This window comes from Kitasatospora sp. SC0581 (genome assembly GCF_048159585.1).
Taxonomy (GTDB): domain Bacteria; phylum Actinomycetota; class Actinomycetes; order Streptomycetales; family Streptomycetaceae; genus Kitasatospora.
In genome coordinates, this window is sequence record NZ_JBLRWA010000036.1 from 1 (window position 1) to 16173 (window position 16173).

16 protein-coding genes are annotated in these 16173 nt (G+C 71.9%); 10 read left to right on the top strand and 6 right to left on the bottom strand.

The window, feature by feature from the left end; translation table 11 throughout:
• Positions 1–102 precede the first annotated feature (102 nt).
• The 8 genes from mshD (at position 103) to pstB (ending at position 9728) form a co-directional block, all read left to right on the top strand.
• The gene (gene mshD, locus ACLWS4_RS33140; RefSeq protein WP_416876069.1) at positions 103–1089 is read left to right on the top strand and encodes a mycothiol synthase; all 987 of its coding nucleotides are present in this window, start codon (positions 103–105) and stop codon (positions 1087–1089) included.
• 358 nt (positions 1090–1447) lie between these two features.
• Positions 1448–3625 (top strand): RNA degradosome polyphosphate kinase, encoded by a 2178-nt coding sequence (locus tag ACLWS4_RS33145; protein WP_375876679.1) that lies wholly within the window; start codon positions 1448–1450, stop codon positions 3623–3625.
• Between the two features lie 121 nt (positions 3626–3746).
• On the top strand, positions 3747–4835 hold the full coding sequence (locus ACLWS4_RS33150; RefSeq protein ID WP_416876070.1) for a CHAD domain-containing protein: 1089 nt from the start codon (positions 3747–3749) through the stop codon (positions 4833–4835).
• A 1-nt stretch (position 4836) separates the two neighbouring features.
• Positions 4837–5352 (top strand): NUDIX hydrolase, encoded by a 516-nt coding sequence (locus ACLWS4_RS33155; RefSeq protein ID WP_049655980.1) that lies wholly within the window; start codon positions 4837–4839, stop codon positions 5350–5352.
• A gap of 227 nt (positions 5353–5579) precedes the next feature.
• The gene (gene pstS / locus ACLWS4_RS33160) at positions 5580–6713 is read left to right on the top strand and encodes a phosphate ABC transporter substrate-binding protein PstS (RefSeq protein WP_049655979.1); all 1134 of its coding nucleotides are present in this window, start codon (positions 5580–5582) and stop codon (positions 6711–6713) included.
• A gap of 151 nt (positions 6714–6864) precedes the next feature.
• A complete protein-coding gene (gene pstC, locus ACLWS4_RS33165) occupies positions 6865–7842 on the top strand; it encodes a phosphate ABC transporter permease subunit PstC (protein ID WP_049655977.1) in 978 nt (325 codons plus the stop codon).
• Positions 7839–8909 (top strand): phosphate ABC transporter permease PstA, encoded by a 1071-nt coding sequence (gene pstA, locus ACLWS4_RS33170; RefSeq protein ID WP_049655976.1) that lies wholly within the window; start codon positions 7839–7841, stop codon positions 8907–8909. Before pstC ends, pstA begins: the two co-directional genes overlap by 4 nt.
• A gap of 42 nt (positions 8910–8951) precedes the next feature.
• Entirely contained in the window at positions 8952–9728 is a 777-nt protein-coding gene (gene pstB / locus ACLWS4_RS33175) for a phosphate ABC transporter ATP-binding protein PstB (RefSeq protein ID WP_049655974.1), read from the top strand.
• A gap of 186 nt (positions 9729–9914) precedes the next feature.
• Here the strand turns inward: pstB and ACLWS4_RS33180 are convergent, their stop codons facing one another.
• Positions 9915–10910 (bottom strand): inorganic phosphate transporter, encoded by a 996-nt coding sequence (locus ACLWS4_RS33180; RefSeq protein ID WP_049655972.1) that lies wholly within the window; start codon positions 10908–10910, stop codon positions 9915–9917.
• Between the two features lie 5 nt (positions 10911–10915).
• Positions 10916–11536, bottom strand: a complete 621-nt coding sequence (locus ACLWS4_RS33185) for a DUF47 domain-containing protein (protein WP_030059626.1) — start codon at positions 11534–11536, stop codon at positions 10916–10918.
• Positions 11537–11897: 361 nt separating this feature from the next.
• Between ACLWS4_RS33185 and ACLWS4_RS33190 the strand changes: the two genes are divergently transcribed.
• A complete protein-coding gene (locus ACLWS4_RS33190; RefSeq protein WP_049655968.1) occupies positions 11898–12266 on the top strand; it encodes a metal-sensitive transcriptional regulator in 369 nt (122 codons plus the stop codon).
• Positions 12267–12310: 44 nt separating this feature from the next.
• Here ACLWS4_RS33190 and ACLWS4_RS33195 read toward each other — a convergent pair whose 3' ends face one another.
• Both ACLWS4_RS33195 and ACLWS4_RS33200 read right to left on the bottom strand, forming a co-directional pair.
• Complete coding sequence (locus tag ACLWS4_RS33195; protein ID WP_049655983.1) at positions 12311–12499, bottom strand: hypothetical protein; 189 nt, start codon at positions 12497–12499, stop codon at positions 12311–12313.
• A gap of 198 nt (positions 12500–12697) precedes the next feature.
• On the bottom strand, positions 12698–13597 hold the full coding sequence (locus ACLWS4_RS33200; protein ID WP_079272945.1) for a hypothetical protein: 900 nt from the start codon (positions 13595–13597) through the stop codon (positions 12698–12700).
• A 159-nt stretch (positions 13598–13756) separates the two neighbouring features.
• Here ACLWS4_RS33200 and ACLWS4_RS33205 point away from each other — a divergent pair, with 159 nt between their 5' ends.
• Complete coding sequence (locus ACLWS4_RS33205; RefSeq protein ID WP_143204767.1) at positions 13757–13948, top strand: hypothetical protein; 192 nt, start codon at positions 13757–13759, stop codon at positions 13946–13948.
• A 35-nt stretch (positions 13949–13983) separates the two neighbouring features.
• On the opposite strand, the gene ACLWS4_RS33210 is transcribed toward ACLWS4_RS33205, so the two are convergent.
• Together ACLWS4_RS33210 and ACLWS4_RS33215 are read right to left on the bottom strand one after the other, a co-directional pair.
• The gene (locus tag ACLWS4_RS33210; protein ID WP_074006422.1) at positions 13984–14706 is read right to left on the bottom strand and encodes a phosphatase PAP2 family protein; all 723 of its coding nucleotides are present in this window, start codon (positions 14704–14706) and stop codon (positions 13984–13986) included.
• A 193-nt stretch (positions 14707–14899) separates the two neighbouring features.
• Entirely contained in the window at positions 14900–16099 is a 1200-nt protein-coding gene (locus ACLWS4_RS33215) for an NlpC/P60 family protein (protein ID WP_416876071.1), read from the bottom strand.
• Between the last annotated feature and the right edge of the window lie 74 nt (positions 16100–16173).

Below are 16173 nucleotides of genomic sequence, written 5' to 3' on the forward strand. Positions count from 1 at the left end.
CCCTGTGGGAGAGTAGGACGCCGCCGAACAATTCTTCAGAAGAACCCCCATCCGGGTCCCGGATGGGGGTTCTTCGCATTTCCGGTGACGTATCGTCAGGGCATGGACGATCAGACAGCGGTCATTGCGAACGATGTGCTCCGGCCCGCGCAGCGCGACGGCGCCCTGCGTGTTCTGGCGGAGGCCCAGGCGGTGGACGGCCGGGCCGCCGTGTCCGAGCAGGGCCGGCTCCGGCTGCGGAACGCGGAGACTCCGCGCCCGGGCGTCATCCATCTCGTAGAGACCGAATCCGGGGCCGGATCCGAGTCCGAAACCGGAGCCGTCCTCGGCTACGGCCAGCTGGAGGTGCCGGAGAACCCGGCCGCCAACCCCGCCGCCGAGCTGGTGGTCGATCCCGCCGTCCGCGGTCGCGGCCTGGCCCGTCCGCTGGTGGACGCCGTCCTGGCACAGGCCCACCGCGCGGGGCGCGAGGCGGTGGACTTCTGGGTGCACGGCGGCCACCCGGCGGCCCGGCACCTGGCCGAGGCGTACGGCGCGGAGCTGGTCCGCGAACTGCGCCAGATGCGCCGGCCCGGCCCGCAGACCGAGGACGTGGTCGTCCCCGTGGGCATCGAGCTCCGCACCTTCCGCCCGGGGGAGGACGACGCCGAGTGGCTGCGGCTGAACGCCCTGGCCTTCGCCCACCACCCCGAGCAGGGCACCTGGACCGAGCAGGACCTGGCCGAGCGGATCGCCGAGCCCTGGTTCGACCCGGCCGGCTTCTTCCTCGCCACCCGGGACGGCAAGGTGGTCGGCTTCCACTGGACCAAGGTGCACCCGGCCACCGCCACCGAGCCCGAGCTGGGCGAGGTGTACGTGGTCGGCGTGGACCCGGCGGAGCAGGGCAGCGGCCTCGGCCGGGCACTGACCGCGGCGGGCCTTCGCCACCTGACCGGCACCGGCCCCGGCGAGCGCGGACTGGGCGCCGTCCTCCTCTACGTCGACGCCGACAACCCGGTGGCCGTGCGGGTGTACGAACGCCTGGGGTTCACCGTCCACGAGGTGGACCTCATGTACCGGGCCCCGTACCGGGCGCCCCGCCCCGCCTAGCCGCCGGTAGCCGCCGTCGGCCGGAACGTCCCCGGAACACCTCCGGAACACCCCCGGACCGGGGCACGGACCAGGGAACGGACGGGGTACGGGACGGCTGAACCCCTTGCCCCGACCGACTCAGCTTTCCTCCCGGCCATGCGGTGTTTACCGTGGATTCAATTGCTGCCGCGAAGATCACAGGATGAAGTCCGTAGTGTCTCGCTCGTGCAGAGTCGACCGCCACGCACCGGCCGGTCCTGTACGGACCGCGCCCGGAGGGTGGGTGCTGTCCCCGGGTCCGGCCCGGGGCGAGGGCGACGGCCCGCAGAGCCCATCGCGTCCGGACGCCGTCCTGCTGCTGGAGGAGCTGGAGCCCATGAGCATCCCCCGCCCCGTCTCTGCCCCGCTGTCGCCCCCGGCCCGGATGTCCAGCGCGCTGGGGATCCCGCCGGAGCTGCCGGCCACGGACGACGAGGAGTTCGAAGCGCTGCCGCAGGGCCGCTTCCTGGACCGCGAGCGCAGTTGGCTCGCCTTCAACGAGCGGGTCCTGGAGCTGGCCGAGGACCCGGGCATCCCGCTGCTGGAGCGGGCGAAGTTCCTGGCGATCTTCGCGAGCAACCTGGACGAGTTCTTCATGGTCCGGGTGGCCGGCCTCAAGCGCCGGATCGCCACCGGCGTCGCCACGCGCAGTGCCTCCGGCCTCCAGCCGCGTGAGGTGCTGGACCTGATCTGGACCCGCTCGCGCGAGCTGATGGCCCGCCACGCCGCCGCCTTCCAGCAGGAGGTGCTGCCGGACCTCGCCACCGAGGGCATCGAGCTGGTCCGCTGGTCGGAGCTGGCCGAGAAGGAGCAGGCCCGGCTGCACACGCTGTTCCGGCAGAAGATCTTCCCCGTGCTGACCCCGCTGGCCGTCGACCCGGCGCACCCCTTCCCGTACATATCGGGACTCTCGCTGAACCTGGCCGTCGTGGTGCGCAACCCGGTCTCCGGGCACAAGCACTTCGCGCGGGTCAAGGTGCCGCAGTCGCTGGCCCGCTTCCTGGAGGCCTCGCCCCAGCGGTACGTCCCACTGGAGGACGTCATGGGCGCCCACCTGGAGGAGCTCTTCCCGGGGATGGAGGTGCTGGCCCACCACGCCTTCCGCGTCACCCGCAACGAGGACCTGGAGGTGGAGGAGGACGACACCGAGAACATCCTCAAGGCCCTGGAGAAGGAGCTGATGCGGCGGCGCTTCGGCCCGCCGGTCCGGCTGGAGGTCGAGGAGTCGATCGACCCGTACATCCTGGACCTGCTGGTGCGGGAGCTGAACATCACCGAGGCGGAGGTCTTCCCGCTGCCCGGGCCGCTGGACCTGACCGGGCTGTTCGGGATCGCCGAGCTGGACCGCCCGGAGCTCAGGTACCCGAAGTTCGTGGCCGGCACGGCCCGCGGGCTGACCGACGTCGAGTCGGCCTCCCAGCCGGACATCTTCGCCGCGATGCGCGAGCGCGACGTCCTGCTGCACCACCCGTACGACAGCTTCTCCACCTCGGTGCAGGCCTTCCTGGAGCAGGCCGCCGCCGACCCGGACGTGCTGGCGATCAAGCAGACCCTGTACCGCACCTCCGGCGACTCGCCGATCGTCGACGCGCTGATCGACGCGGCCGAGTCCGGCAAGCAGGTGCTGGTGCTGGTCGAGATCAAGGCGCGCTTCGACGAGCAGGCCAACATCAAGTGGGCCCGCAAGCTGGAGGAGTCCGGCTGCCACGTGGTGTACGGCCTGGTCGGGCTGAAGACGCACTGCAAGCTCTCGCTGGTGGTCCGGCAGGAGGGCGACACCCTGCGCCGCTACTCCCACGTCGGCACCGGCAACTACCACCCGAAGACGGCCCGGCTGTACGAGGACCTCGGCCTGCTCACCTCCGACCCGCAGGTCGGCGCGGACCTCTCGGACCTGTTCAACCGGCTCTCCGGCTACTCGCGCCGCGAGTCCTACCGCCGTCTGCTGACCGCCCCGCGCGGCCTGCGCGACGGGCTGGTCGCGCGGATCCACAACGAGATCGCCCACCACCGGGCGGGCCGCCCGGCCTACGTGAAGGTCAAGGTCAACTCGATCGTCGACGAGGCCGTGATCGACGCGCTGTACCGGGCCTCCCAGGCCGGGGTGCCGGTGGACGTCTGGGTGCGCGGGATCTGCGCGATCCGCCCGGGTGTCCCGGGGCTGAGCGAGAACATCCGGGTCCGCAGCGTCCTGGGCCGCTTCCTGGAGCACTCCCGGATCTTCGTGTTCGGCAACAACGGCGATCCGGAGGTCTGGATCGGCAGTGCCGACATGATGCACCGCAACCTGGACCGCCGGATCGAGGCGCTGCTGCGGATCACCGATCCGGCGCACCGCGCCGAGCTGTCCGGGCTGATCGACCTCGGGGTGTCGGACGAGACCGAGTCCTGGCACCTGGGGCCGGACGGCGCCTGGACCAGGCACTCGCAGGACGCCGAGGGCCGGCCGCTGCGACACGTCCAGGACCTGCTGATCGACTCGCGCCAGCGCCGCAGGGCCGCCACCTCGCGCTGACGCGCCCACTGATGCGAGCCGCCGGAGCAGTCGGGCCCCTCGGGGCCCGAAGGGGACCTGTTCCGGCGGTCGGCCACCAGCTCCGGGGGAACGCCCCGGGGGAACGGGGATCTACCACGCCATGACCGAAGCGCCGATGACGGCCCAGGCGGCCTCCACAGCGACCGCCGGGGACATCCTCTCCCGCCACCTCACCGTCCAGGCCGGCGCCTTCCTGCGCGCGCTGCCGCTGGCGGTGGGCGAGGTCGGTGCCAGACCCGGGACGGCCTCGACCGTCCCGTCGGCCGGCACCTCGGACCTGCTGCGGGCCGTCCGGCGGATCGGCGGGCTGCTGCACACCTTCGGCTCGGTCTTCGAACAGACCTGGGCGCAGGAGTCGCGCACCGAGCTGCGCTGGCTGCTCAACCTGCTGGCGCTGGAGCCCGGCTACGTCCGCCGCTCGGCCCGGCTGCTGGGCGCGCTGGACCTGCTGAGCGGCACCGACCCGGAGGGGACGGGCATGCTGGCCGGCCACGCGGGCGCCCCCAAGGCGCGCGCGCTGCTGGACCGGCAGCTGACCCTGGCCCGGACCAGGGCGCACTCCACCGTGCTCCAGGAGCTCCGCTCCGCCCGGCTGCACGCGCTGGCGGACCGGATGACCCTGCTGGTCGGCGAGGCGCCGCTGCTGGACTCGGCGGACGGCGGGGCCCCGGCCGTGCTGCTGCCGCAGGCCGCCGCCGCGTTCGCCGCGCTGTCCGCGGGCGCCCAGCAGCTGCCGCTGCAGCGGGCCGCGACGCCGTACGGCGGGGACGGGCTGCGCCGACTGGGCGCGGTGCCGGCGTCCCGCGGGGCGACGGACGCGGACACCGCGCTGGCGGCCGACGACGCGCCCTGGGCGCGGTTGCGGATCCTGGTGAAGCGGGCCCGGTACGTGCTGGAGGTGTGCGGCCGCGCGTCCTCCGAGCTGGACGGGCTGGACGCTGTGCTGGACCGGCAGCAGGAGGCGGCGGACGCCGCCGTCACCGCCGCCACCGCGGCGCGCACCCCGCGGATCACCCCGGCGACGGCGTACGTGCTGGGCGTGGTGCACGCCGACCAGCGGCTGGAGGTGGAGTCGGCGCGGTACGCCGTCGGCCGCCGCTGGCCGGACCTGCCGCCCGGCCCGGACGGCTGGTTGGAGCTCGTCCCGGCCGACGCCTGGGGGCACTCCGTCGCACCCCGGACGGTCTGAGGTGGGCGAGCGCCCGCGCACCGGCCGGGCGGCGGCCGGTGCGGGGCACGGCCCGGTGATCCTGGCGGCGGGCGCGGTGCTGTGGCTGCCGGGCCGGCCGAAGAAGAGCGGCCGGCTGGGGCGGCCGCGGATCGCGCTGGTCCACCGGCCCAAGTACGACGACTGGAGCCTGCCGAAGGGCAAGCTCGAAGCCGGTGAGGGGATGGCCGAGGCGGCGCTGCGCGAGGTCCGGGAGGAGACCGGGTTCCACTGCCTGCTGGGCCCGGAGCTGCCCACCCAGCACTACCGGGTGCAGGGCCGTCCGAAGGAGGTCCGCTACTGGGCGGCGGTGCCGTCGAGCGGGTCCTTCCGGCCCAACCGGGAGGTGGACCGGCTGGACTGGCTGCCGGCCGGGAAGGCGCGCGCACGGCTCACCCACGACCAGGACCGGCTGCTGGTCGACGCCCTGCTGGCGGTCCTGGGGGCGGAGCCGGTGCGGGCCGCGGGGGCCGGGCCGGTGAAGGAACGGTGGAAGTGATCTCGTCGCGCCCTCCCCGTGACGCAACCGTTACTACCTGACGTAGTTTCCTGTCATCCGTTCGAGGTTCACTCGCCGTTCACTTGCGACCGGCTGTCGTGTCACTTACCCGGCCTAACTTCGGGACCACCGGAGGGCCGCACGGGCCCCGGACCACAGCAAAACCCGCGCTGGGCCGTACGCGTACGGCGCACGCCAAGGGCAATGCCACAGAAAGGGACACCCCTGTGAAGCTCCAGCGGAACGGCCGCTCCAAGGCCCTCGCGATCGGTGCCATGGCGCTCGTCAGCTCGCTGTCGCTCGCCGCCTGCGGGTCGGACAACAACAACAACACGACCGCGTCCGGTGGCTCCAACGGCTCCGCCGCGACCAGCGCGATCAACTGTGGCAAGGCCGGTTCGCTGATCGCCGCCGGTTCGACCGCGCAGACCGCGGCGATGGACGTCTGGAAGACCAGCTTCGCCGCCGCCTGCTCCGGCAGCACGATCAACTACCAGGGTGGCGGCTCCGGTGCCGGCATCCAGCAGTTCAACCAGGGCAAGATCCAGTTCGCCGGCTCCGACTCGGCCCTCAAGCCGGCCGAGGTCGACGCCTCCAAGGCGGTCTGCACCGGCGGCCAGGGCATCGACCTGCCGATGGTCGGCGGTCTGATCTCGCTGGTCTACAACGTCGACGGCGTCGACAACCTGGTCCTGGACGGCCCGACCTCCGCCAAGATCTTCGACTCGCAGATCACCAAGTGGAACGACCCGGCGATCGCCGCCCTGAACCCGGGCGCCAAGCTGCCGGACGCGGAGATCCAGACCTTCCACCGCTCGGACGACGCCGGCACCACCGAGAACCTGACCAAGTACTTCGCCGCCGCCGGCGGCGGCGCCTGGACCTACCCGGCCGGCAAGGCCTGGGCGGCCAAGGGCGGCCAGTCGGCCAACGGCAGCGCCGGCGTCTCGGCCCAGGTGAAGCAGGTCAAGAACTCGATCAGCTACGTCGAGCTGGCCTACGCCCAGACCAACAGCCTGAAGAGCGCCGACATCAACACGGGCGCCTCCAAGCCGGTCGCGGCCACCGCCGAGAACGCCGCCAGCACCATCGCCAAGGCCCAGGCCGCCGGCACCGGCAGCGACCTCGCGCTGAAGCTCGACTACGCGACCAAGGACGAGGGCTCCTACCCGCTGGTCCTGATCACCTACGAGATCGTCTGCGACAAGGGCAACAAGGCCGAGACCCTCGACACCCTGAAGTCCTTCCTGACCTACACGGCCAGCGACGCGGGCCAGAAGGCCGTCGGCGAGAAGGGCTACGTCCCGCTGCCGAAGGCCGTGACCGACAAGGTCAACGGCGTCATCGCGACCCTGGCCTGACCCGACAGGACCCCCGGTGGGGCGGCCCCGTGAGCGAGGGGGGCCGGGGCCGCCCCACCGGAACGCACCACACCCAGCACCACGTCCGGGGCACCGCCGCCATGGTGCCGTTCCCCCTTCCGGGGCGGCACCACCAGACCGGAGTAGACCAATGACTTCATCCTCCCCTGCCGCCCCGCGAGGCAGGGAACGCCGGCCGCGCGACAGCCGGGTCGGCGACAAGATCTTCATGAACCTCGCCCGGGGCTCGGGCATCCTGCTGCTGGTCATCATGGCCGCCATCGCGGCGTTCCTGACCTGGCGGTCGGTCCAGGCCCTGAGCACCAACGAAGGCAACTTCCTCACCTCCTTCGAGTGGACGCCGGACGCCCCGAAGCCCGTCTTCGGCATCGCCGTCCTGGCCTTCGGCACCATCGTCAGCGCCGTCATCGCGATGGCGATCGCCGTCCCGGTGGCCATCGGGATCGCGCTGTTCATCTCGCACTACGCGCCGCGCCGGATCGCCCAGCCGTTCGCCTACCTGGTCGACCTGCTCGCCGCCGTCCCCAGCATCGTCTACGGCCTCTGGGGCGCGCTCTTCCTCGTGCCGCACATGGACGGTCTGACCAGCTGGCTCAACGAGTACCTGGGCTGGACGTACATCTTCGACCAGACCAGGACCGGCACCCCGCGCAACCTGTTCACCGTCGGCATCCTGCTGGCGATCATGGTCCTGCCGATCATCACCGCGGTCTCCCGCGAGGTGTTCCGCCAGGTGCCGCGGATGCACGAGGAGGCGGCGCTCGCGCTCGGCGCGACCCGCTGGGAGATGATCCGCACCGCGGTGCTGCCGTTCGGCCGCCCCGGCATCATCTCGGCCTCGATGCTCGGCCTCGGCCGCGCGCTCGGCGAGACCATCGCGGTCGCGGTGGTGCTGTCCGCCAGCAACGTCCTGTCGCTGCACATCCTCGACGCCGGCGGCGGCACCTTCGCGCAGAACATCGCGCTGAAGTTCGCCGAGGCCGGGGACAACGGCCGCAACGCGCTGATGGCCTCCGGCCTCGTCCTGTTCGTCATCACCCTGCTGGTGAACGGTGCCGCGCGACTGATCATCGCCCGCCGCAAGGAGTACTCGGGGGCCAACGCATGACCGTCACCGCGCTCGTCGAGGACGCCCGGCCCGTCGGCCGTCCGCTGACCGCCAACCGCCTGCCCAAGTGGGCCCCGGCCGCCGTCGCCGCCGGCTCGATCGCCCTCGGCTGCGGGATCGGCGCGGTCGGCGGGCTGGCCAGCCACCTCCAGTGGGGCCTGATCTCGGGCCTGCTCTTCCTCCTGATCAGCTACACCCTCTCGGCCCAGGTCGAGGGCCGTCGGCAGGCCAAGGACCGGTTCGCCACCTCGGTGGTCTGGGTCGCCTTCATCCTGGCCGTCGTCCCGCTGGTCGCCCTGACGGTCTACACCGTCCAGCAGGGCATCCACGTGGTCGACGGGAACTTCCTGGGCCACTCCATGAAGGGCGTGATCCAGTCCGGGCCCGGCGGCGGCATCTACCACGCGCTGATCGGCACCCTGGAGCAGGTCGGCCTGGCCACCGCCATCGCCGCCCCGATCGGTCTGCTGACCGCCGTCTACCTGGTCGAGTACGGCCGCGGCACGCTCGCCAAGGCGGTCACCTTCTTCGTCGACGTCATGACGGGCATCCCGTCGATCGTCGCCGGTCTGTTCATCCTCTCGATCTGGAACCTCGCGCTGGGCTTCAGCTACTCCGGCTTCTCGGGCAGCCTCGCACTGGCGATCCTGATGATGCCGGTCGTGGTCCGGTCCACCGAGGAGATGCTCAAGCTCGTCCCGAACGAGCTGCGCGAGGCCTCGTACGCGCTCGGCGTGCCGAAGTGGAAGACCATCCTGCGGATCGTCCTCCCCACCGCGATCGGCGGCATCACCACCGGTGTGATGCTCGCGGTCGCCCGCATCACGGGCGAGACCGCCCCGGTGATGATGCTGGTGTTCGGCGCCGACTCCATCAACAACAACCCGTTCGAAGGCCCGCAGCAGTCCCTGCCGATGTACATCTGGCAGCAGTACTCGCAGGTCAACAACGACTTCGGCTACGCCCGTGCCTGGGGCGCGGCGCTGGTGCTGATCGCCTTCGTGATGGGGCTCAACCTCATCGCCCGGGGCATCGCGCGCTGGCGCTCGCCCAAGGGCGGGCACTGAGCGACCGACTGACGTACGAGACAGACGAGAGAAGCAACGATCATGGCCAAGCGCATCGACGTCAGCGGACTGTCGGCCTTCTACGGCACCACCAAGGCCATCGAGGACATCTCGATGAGCATCGAGCCCCGCTCGGTGACCGCCTTCATCGGCCCCTCCGGCTGCGGCAAGTCCACCTTCCTGCGGACCCTCAACCGGATGCACGAGGTGATCCCCGGCGCCCGGGTCGAGGGCAAGGTCCTCCTGGACGACGAGAACCTGTACGCCTCCAACGTCGACCCGGTCGCCGTGCGCCGCTCGGTCGGCATGGTCTTCCAGCGCCCGAACCCGTTCCCGACCATGTCGATCTACGACAACGTGATCGCCGGTCTCCGGCTCGCCGGCGTGAAGAAGAAGGCCGTGCTGGACGAGGTGGTGGAGCGCTCGCTGAAGGGCGCCAACCTCTGGAAGGAGGTCCACAACCGGCTGAACAAGCCGGGGGCCGGCCTCTCCGGCGGTCAGCAGCAGCGCCTGTGCATCGCCCGCGCCATCGCGGTCGAGCCCCAGGTCCTGCTGATGGACGAGCCCTGCTCCGCGCTCGACCCGATCTCCACCCTCGCCATCGAGGACCTGATCGGCGAGCTGAAGGAGCAGTTCACCATCGTCATCGTGACCCACAACATGCAGCAGGCGGCCCGCGTCAGCGACCGCACCGCCTTCTTCAACCTGGCCGGTGTCGGCCAGCCGGGCAAGCTGGTCGAGCTGGACGACACCCAGCGGATCTTCTCCAACCCGCAGGTCCAGGCGACCGAGGACTACATCTCCGGCCGCTTCGGCTAGACCGGCCCCGTCACGGGCGGCGCCCCGGCGCCGAGCGGCGTGACGGACCGCGAGCTGTCCCGTGGTGCTGCATGGCGGTGCCGCCACGGGGCATGGAAAAGGGCCCGCCCCCGAGATGTGGGGGCGGGCCCTGTCCGTTCGTGCGTCCTGCTCCGCGCGTCCTGCTCCATGCGTCCCGCGGGGCCGTCAGCCCCAGAACAGGTGGGCGAACCAGTACACCAGCGCCGCGACGAGCGCGGCCGCCGGCATCGTGATGAACCAGCCGAGCACGATGTTCTTCGCGACGCCCCAGCGCACCGCGCGGATCCGCTTGGTGGCCCCCGCGCCCATGATCGCCGCGGTGATCACGTGGGTGGTGGAGATCGGCGCCTTGAAGACGAACGAGGTGACGTACATGACCGTGGCGGCGGTGGCCTCGGCGGCGAAGCCCTGCGGCGGGTCCAGCTCGATGATCTTGCGTCCGAGCGTCCGCATGATCCGCCAGCCGCCCGCGTAGGTGCCCAGCGAGAGCATGGTCGCGCAGGAGATCTTCACCCAGACCGGGATCCCGTTGCCGGACTGGTGGCCGGAGATGGTGAGCGCCATCACCACGATGCCCATGGTCTTCTGGGCGTCCTGGAGACCGTGCGCCAGCGCCATCGCGGCGGCCGAGGCGGTCTGGGCGACCCGGAAGTTGCGCTTGGCCTTGTGCGGGTTGGCCCGGCGGAAGATCCACAGGATCGCCAGCATCACCAGGAAGCCGCCGACCAGGCCGACCACCGGCGAGACGATCATCGGGATGACGATCTTGTCGAGGACCCCGCTCCAGATCACGTCGATGCCGCCGGCCATCGCCGCGCCCACCATGCCGCCGAACAGCGCGTGCGAGGAGGAGGACGGCAGGCCGAAGTACCAGGTGACCAGGTTCCAGGCGATCGCCCCGACCAGGGCGGCGAACAGGATCACCATGCCCTTGTCGCCGGTGGGGGTCTCGATGATCCCCTTGGAGACGGTGTGCGCCACGCCGCTGCCGAGGAACGCGCCGGCCAGGTTCATCACCGCGGCCATCGCCAGTGCCGCCCGGGGGGTGAGCGCCCGGGTGGAGACCGAGGTGGCGATCGCGTTCGCCGAGTCGTGGAAGCCGTTGGTGTACGTGAAGAAGAACGCAACGCCGACGACGGCGATGAGTGCTGCCATGTCCACGAGGGTCAGGACTCCTTGACGGCGATGGTCTCCACCGTGTTGGCGACGTGTTCGAACGCGTCCGCCGCCTCCTCAAGGACGTCCACGACCTGCTTGAGCTTGAGGACCTCGATGGCGTCGTACTGACCGGAGAACAGGTGGGCGAGCAGCTTGCGGTGGATCTGGTCGGCCTGGTTCTCCAGCCGGTTGACCTCGATCCAGTACTCGGTGAGGTTGGACATGCTGCGCAGGTTCGGCATCGCCTCGGCGGTGAGCTCCGCGGCGCGCGCCAGCACCTCGATCTGCTGCTCGATGCCCTTCGGCAGGGTCTGGATGTCGTAGAGGACGACCAGGTCGACGGCCTCCTCCATGAAGTCCATGATGTCGTCCAGCGACGAGGCGAGGCTGTAGATGTCCTCGCGGTCGAAGGGCGTGATGAAGGACGAGTTCAGCTGGTGGAAGACGGCGTGGGTGGTGTCGTCCCCGGCGTGCTCGGCGGCGCGCATGCGCTCGACGATCTCCGCACGGGCCGACACGTCTGATCCCAGCAGCTCCAAGAGGAGCTTCGATCCGACGACGAGGTTCTCCGCCGCGGCGGCGAACATGTCGTAGAAGCTCGTCTCCTTCGGGGTCAGGCTAAAACGCACGGAAATCTCCGATGTGCGGGGTAGGGACTGAACGATGCTAGGTGCAACCAAGCGCAATCACGCAAACGGGGGGCCGGGGAAGGAGCCGGAAGCTCCCCTTCCGTTCGGCTGCCGCACCGGCTGATCCGGACCGCACCGCCACGTGCGGACTCGAGCCCTCAGTCTGACGGAACCTCGCCCGGATTGTCCCCGTCGTGCGTACGGAAGACCGGGGCGCCGCTCAGACGGGTGAACCGCCGGCCACCCCCGCTCCCGGCCCCGCGGCACGTGCCGGGTCGGCCGTCGGAACACCACGGAGGGCCCCGGTGTTGGACACTGGTGGCCGACGCAGCCACCAGGCACTGAGACGAAGGCGGGGCCGATGACCACCACGCAAGCGCGCACCGAGCCGGAGCACGCGCAGGGGACCGACCCGCACGCCGGCCACGCCCCGGCCGGGCACCACGGCCCGCACGGCTACAGCGCGCAGAAGGACGCCCACCTCAAGCGGCTGCGCCGGATCGAGGGCCAGATCCGCGGCCTCCAGCGCATGGTGGACGAGGACGTCTACTGCATCGACGTGCTCACCCAGGTCTCGGCCGGCACCAAGGCGCTGCAGTCCTTCGCGCTCTCCCTGCTGGAGGAGCACCTGCGGCACTGCGTCGCCGCGGCCGCCGAGGAGGGCGGCGCCGAACTGGACGCCAAGGTGGCCGAGGCCACCGCCGCGATCAGCCGCCTGCTGCGCAGCTGAGCCGCAGGCCGTCCGCCGCTCCGGGGCCCGCCGCGCGGGCCCCGCTAGCCGTCGGCCTCCCGGTCGGCCTGCCCGGGTTCGCTCCGGTCCAGCAGCACCTCGTCGATCCGCTCGGTCGGCAGCCGGTCGCCGGAGCTGGCCGTCGCGGCGATCATCAGCTCCCCGGCCAGATCGATCTCGTCGAGGGCCGCGTCGTCGTGGCCGCCGCTGCGGCCGCCCGTGGACGACACCACCTGCACCACCCCTTCAGTGCCTCGCCAGCCCGGGCGGCAGCCACCCGGAGCCCAGCCTAGGCACTCCGGGGCCCGTCCACATGGCACGGACGGGCCATCTCGGCACCGCCGAAACGGGTGGCCGTCGCTCCCCGGACGGCCACCCGCCCCGGCCGCACCCCGTCTCGCCCCGGCCGCCCGGGAAGCATCGGACCCGCCCTACTTCGGGCTCTCCGTGGGCTTCATCTGGTAGATGTCCGAGGCCGCGGGCTCGGCCGCCTCCACCGGCTTGCCGAAGTCCGCCAACGAGGTCGTCGACGTCACCTTCACCTGGTCCTTGGGCTCCTTCGACCCGGCCACCCCGGCGAAGGTGAACACCTCGACCACCTTGCGCAGCCGGCCCTGGTCGTCCAGCCAGGCGTCGTACGGGACCTCCTTGACGGTGAAGGTCTGCGCGCCCGTCCGCAGGCCGTCCCCGCCCCGCCCGCCGGTCGCGTCGGCGGCCTTCGCCAGGTCCAGGGTGCCCCGGTAGTGGTGCAGCGCGACGCCGTCGACGGTCTCGGTGCCCACCGCCTCCGCCTTCTGCGCCCCGCGCAGCGCCCCCGCCGCCGAGGCCGGGTCGGTGGCGCCGCTGCTGACCAGGTTGCCGTCCGGCAGCTGACGCACGTCCAGCTTGACCCACTTGCCCTCGGGGACCTTGGCGCCGCTGTTCTGGAGGTAGACGGTGCCCGGCAGGACCACCTCGACGATCTTCCCGGTGGTCGCCGCGCCCGGCGGCACCTGGACCTCCAGCCGGCCGATCCGCTTGACGTAGTCGTAGCCGCCCGTGCCGCTGAACGAGGCCTTCTTCTCGGCGGACTCGGTGACCAGCTCCGTCGCGGTGTGCGCGGAGCCGGTGCGGCCGGTGATGTCGGCGGCGTTGCGCACCGCCGTCAGCGGGTCCGCGGCGAGCTGGTCGGGCGCGGCCGACTGCTGGTCGGAGGAGCCGTCGGCGGATCCTCCGGAGCAGCCGGCGGCCCCCGCGGCCAGGGCGGCGGCGAGCAGGGCGGCCCCGGCCGCCGAGCGCAGGTGCGGACCCGGCCGGCGTGCCGGCCGTCCGGTGCGCTGCTGGTCGGTCATCTTCATCCTCGCGACAACCCCCTCGGGCCCGACTGCCCCGCCGGACACCACCGGTGGGCAGAGCTCTTTCCGGGCAAACGAGTTGGGGCGCGAAGGGTTACGGGGCCGGTACCGCCGGAGCGTCGCGCGGGAGGCGTCCGGCGCGTTACGGTGAACCACGTGCACAGTGAGCTGCCGGTCGCACCCGGCACCACCAGGATGCCCGAACACCGCCTCGTGATCAGCGAGCGCGGCTCCTTCGCCTTCGCGACCTGCAGCTGCGGCTGGTACTCCCCGGCCCGCCGCTCGCGCGACCTGGCCCGCCGTGAGGGGGCCGACCACCTCGCCGGGAACGGCGCCGAGCCGGACTGACCGCCTGGACCGCTTGGCCGCGTCCGCCCGCGGGCTCAGGCCGCGAGGTCGGACTCCGGCGGCTGCTCCCCGGCCCGCACCGCCCCGCGCCCGCGCCGACGGCCGCGCGGACCGGCCCCGCCGCGGGCCGCGCCGCCGCGCTCGGGCGCCCGGATCAGCGGGGCGACCGCCGTCCGGCTCAGCGCGTGGCAGAACGGCACCAGCACCGCCATCGCGATCGGCGCCAGCAGCAGCACCACGGCGACGGCCAGCGCGAAGCCGCCGATCACGTCGGTCGGGTAGTGGACGCCCATGAACATCCGGCAGAAGCCCTGGAGCAGCGCCAGCCCGCCGGCGATCCAGCCCAGCCTGCGGTTCACCAGGAACAGCGCCACCGCGACGCCCATCGTCATGGTCGAGTGGTCGCTGACGAAGGAGTGGGTGCCGGCCTTGCCGTCCACCAGCACCAGCAGCCCCGGATGGTCGACGAAGGGGCGCGGGCGGTTCACGATCGCGGCGATCGGCAGGTTCGCCAGCTCGGCGACCGCCACCGAGAGCGGCACCCAGAGCAGCCCGGCCATCGCCACCGGCGCGTCCGGACGGCGCCTGGCCTGGAGCCAGGCCACCAGGCCCAGCATCGCCAGGCCGATCAGGATGCCGTACTCGCCGATCCACGAGACCAGGTGGTCAAGCCACTGCGGGGAGCGCTTGGCCAGGCCGTTGACGGCGTAGAGCAGGTCGAGGTCGGGGTTGGTCGTGTCGGCAAGCGGCGTCGACACGCCGCACCTCCTTCTGGTCCACTGCACCTGTACGTTCCCGCCGGGGCCGGCCCGGCGCCGAAAGCTGACGGGGGGCCACCGGACCCAACGTCATCGCCGGGACACAGCGTTCCATGGAAACACGCGGTTATGTAAACGTGACTCAGCGTCCACAGCGCGCACACAGGTCCCGGCCGTCCCGGCCTCCTCGGGCCTACCCTCCCGTCCCGGTGGGGCTCGGCCCGGCCTGCGCGGGCGGGGCGGCGGCCGCGGGCCGGCCGGAGGCCGCCGGGGTGCCGCTCGGTGCACCGCTCGGAGCACTGCCCGGTGCGCCGCCCTGGCCTCCCGCCGGGGCGGTGGGCTCCGTCCCGCCCGGCCGGCTCGGGGCGTTCACCACGCCGTCGTTGTTGCGGGTCGGCAGCGCCTGGGCGCCGTCCGAGGTGACCCGGGTCGCGCCGATGTACTCCCGGGTGTCGATCTTGTCGTAGCGGATCACCGCGCCGGTGTGCGGCGCGTTGATCATGTACCCGCCGCCGACGTAGATCCCGACGTGGTGGATGCTCCGCGGATCGCTCAGGTCCGTCGCCCAGAACACCAGGTCGCCCGGCCGCAGCTGGTCCCGCGACGGGTGCGGCCCGGCGTACCACTGGTCGTTGGCCACCCGGGGCAGGGTGATGCCCACACTGGCGAACGCGGCCTGGGTCAGGCCCGAGCAGTCGAACCGCCCGTTCTGCGAGGGCAGGCCCTCGCCGCCCCACAGGTACGGGGTGCCGAGCTTGGTCTGCGCGAAGTAGATCGCGGCCGACGACTGCGCGGACACCTCCAGCGGCGCGGTCGGCGAGACCGGAGCGGTGAAACTGCGGGCCATCGCCTGGATGTTCCGCACGTAGCCCTGGGTCTCCCGGTACGGCGGGATCCCGTTGTACTTGAGCACCGCGCCCTCGCCGGCGTTGTAGGCGGCCAGCAGGTTGGCCTGCGGGTCGCCCGGGACCTTCGCGACCTGCTTGGCGATCGCGCAGTCGTAGGTCGCGGCCGAGGCGATCGCGTCCAGCGGGTCCCAGACGTCCGCCCTGCCGTCCCCGTTGCCGTCGGTGGCGTACGAGCTCCAGGTGCCCGGCATGAACTGCGCCATGCCCTGCGCCCCGACCCCGGAGCGCGCCTTGGGGTCGAAACCGCTCTCCTGGTACAGCTGCGCCGCGAGCATCGGCGGGGAGATCTCCGCGCAGAGCGCACCCCACCGCTGGATCGGTTCCTGGTAGGCCGCGGGGACCGTTCCGGGGGACAGGGCGGAACGATTCGCCGCCTGCTGCGGCGTCCCACTCGCCGCATAAGTCCCTATCGTCACCAGCCCGATGAACCCGAAACCAACAACTCCCGCAGCGACGGCGGCCGTACCGGCCTTCCGGAGTACCATCAGCACCATCCCGACGAGTCGTCAGTCGAAGTGTCCCGGAAGGCGTTGCTCACCGCAATCATCAGAGATACGAA

Coding starts and splice junctions, on each gene's coding strand:
- ACLWS4_RS33215 (WP_416876071.1), bottom strand. CDS start 16,099: ATGGTACTCCGGAAGGCCGGTACGGCCGCCGTCGCTGCGGGAGTTGTT.
- mshD (WP_416876069.1), top strand. CDS start 103: ATGGACGATCAGACAGCGGTCATTGCGAACGATGTGCTCCGGCCCGCG.
- pstC (WP_049655977.1), top strand. CDS start 6,865: ATGACTTCATCCTCCCCTGCCGCCCCGCGAGGCAGGGAACGCCGGCCG.
- ACLWS4_RS33190 (WP_049655968.1), top strand. CDS start 11,898: ATGACCACCACGCAAGCGCGCACCGAGCCGGAGCACGCGCAGGGGACC.
- ACLWS4_RS33145 (WP_375876679.1), top strand. CDS start 1,448: ATGAGCATCCCCCGCCCCGTCTCTGCCCCGCTGTCGCCCCCGGCCCGG.
- ACLWS4_RS33200 (WP_079272945.1), bottom strand. CDS start 13,597: ATGACCGACCAGCAGCGCACCGGACGGCCGGCACGCCGGCCGGGTCCG.
- ACLWS4_RS33150 (WP_416876070.1), top strand. CDS start 3,747: ATGACCGAAGCGCCGATGACGGCCCAGGCGGCCTCCACAGCGACCGCC.
- pstB (WP_049655974.1), top strand. CDS start 8,952: ATGGCCAAGCGCATCGACGTCAGCGGACTGTCGGCCTTCTACGGCACC.
- pstA (WP_049655976.1), top strand. CDS start 7,839: ATGACCGTCACCGCGCTCGTCGAGGACGCCCGGCCCGTCGGCCGTCCG.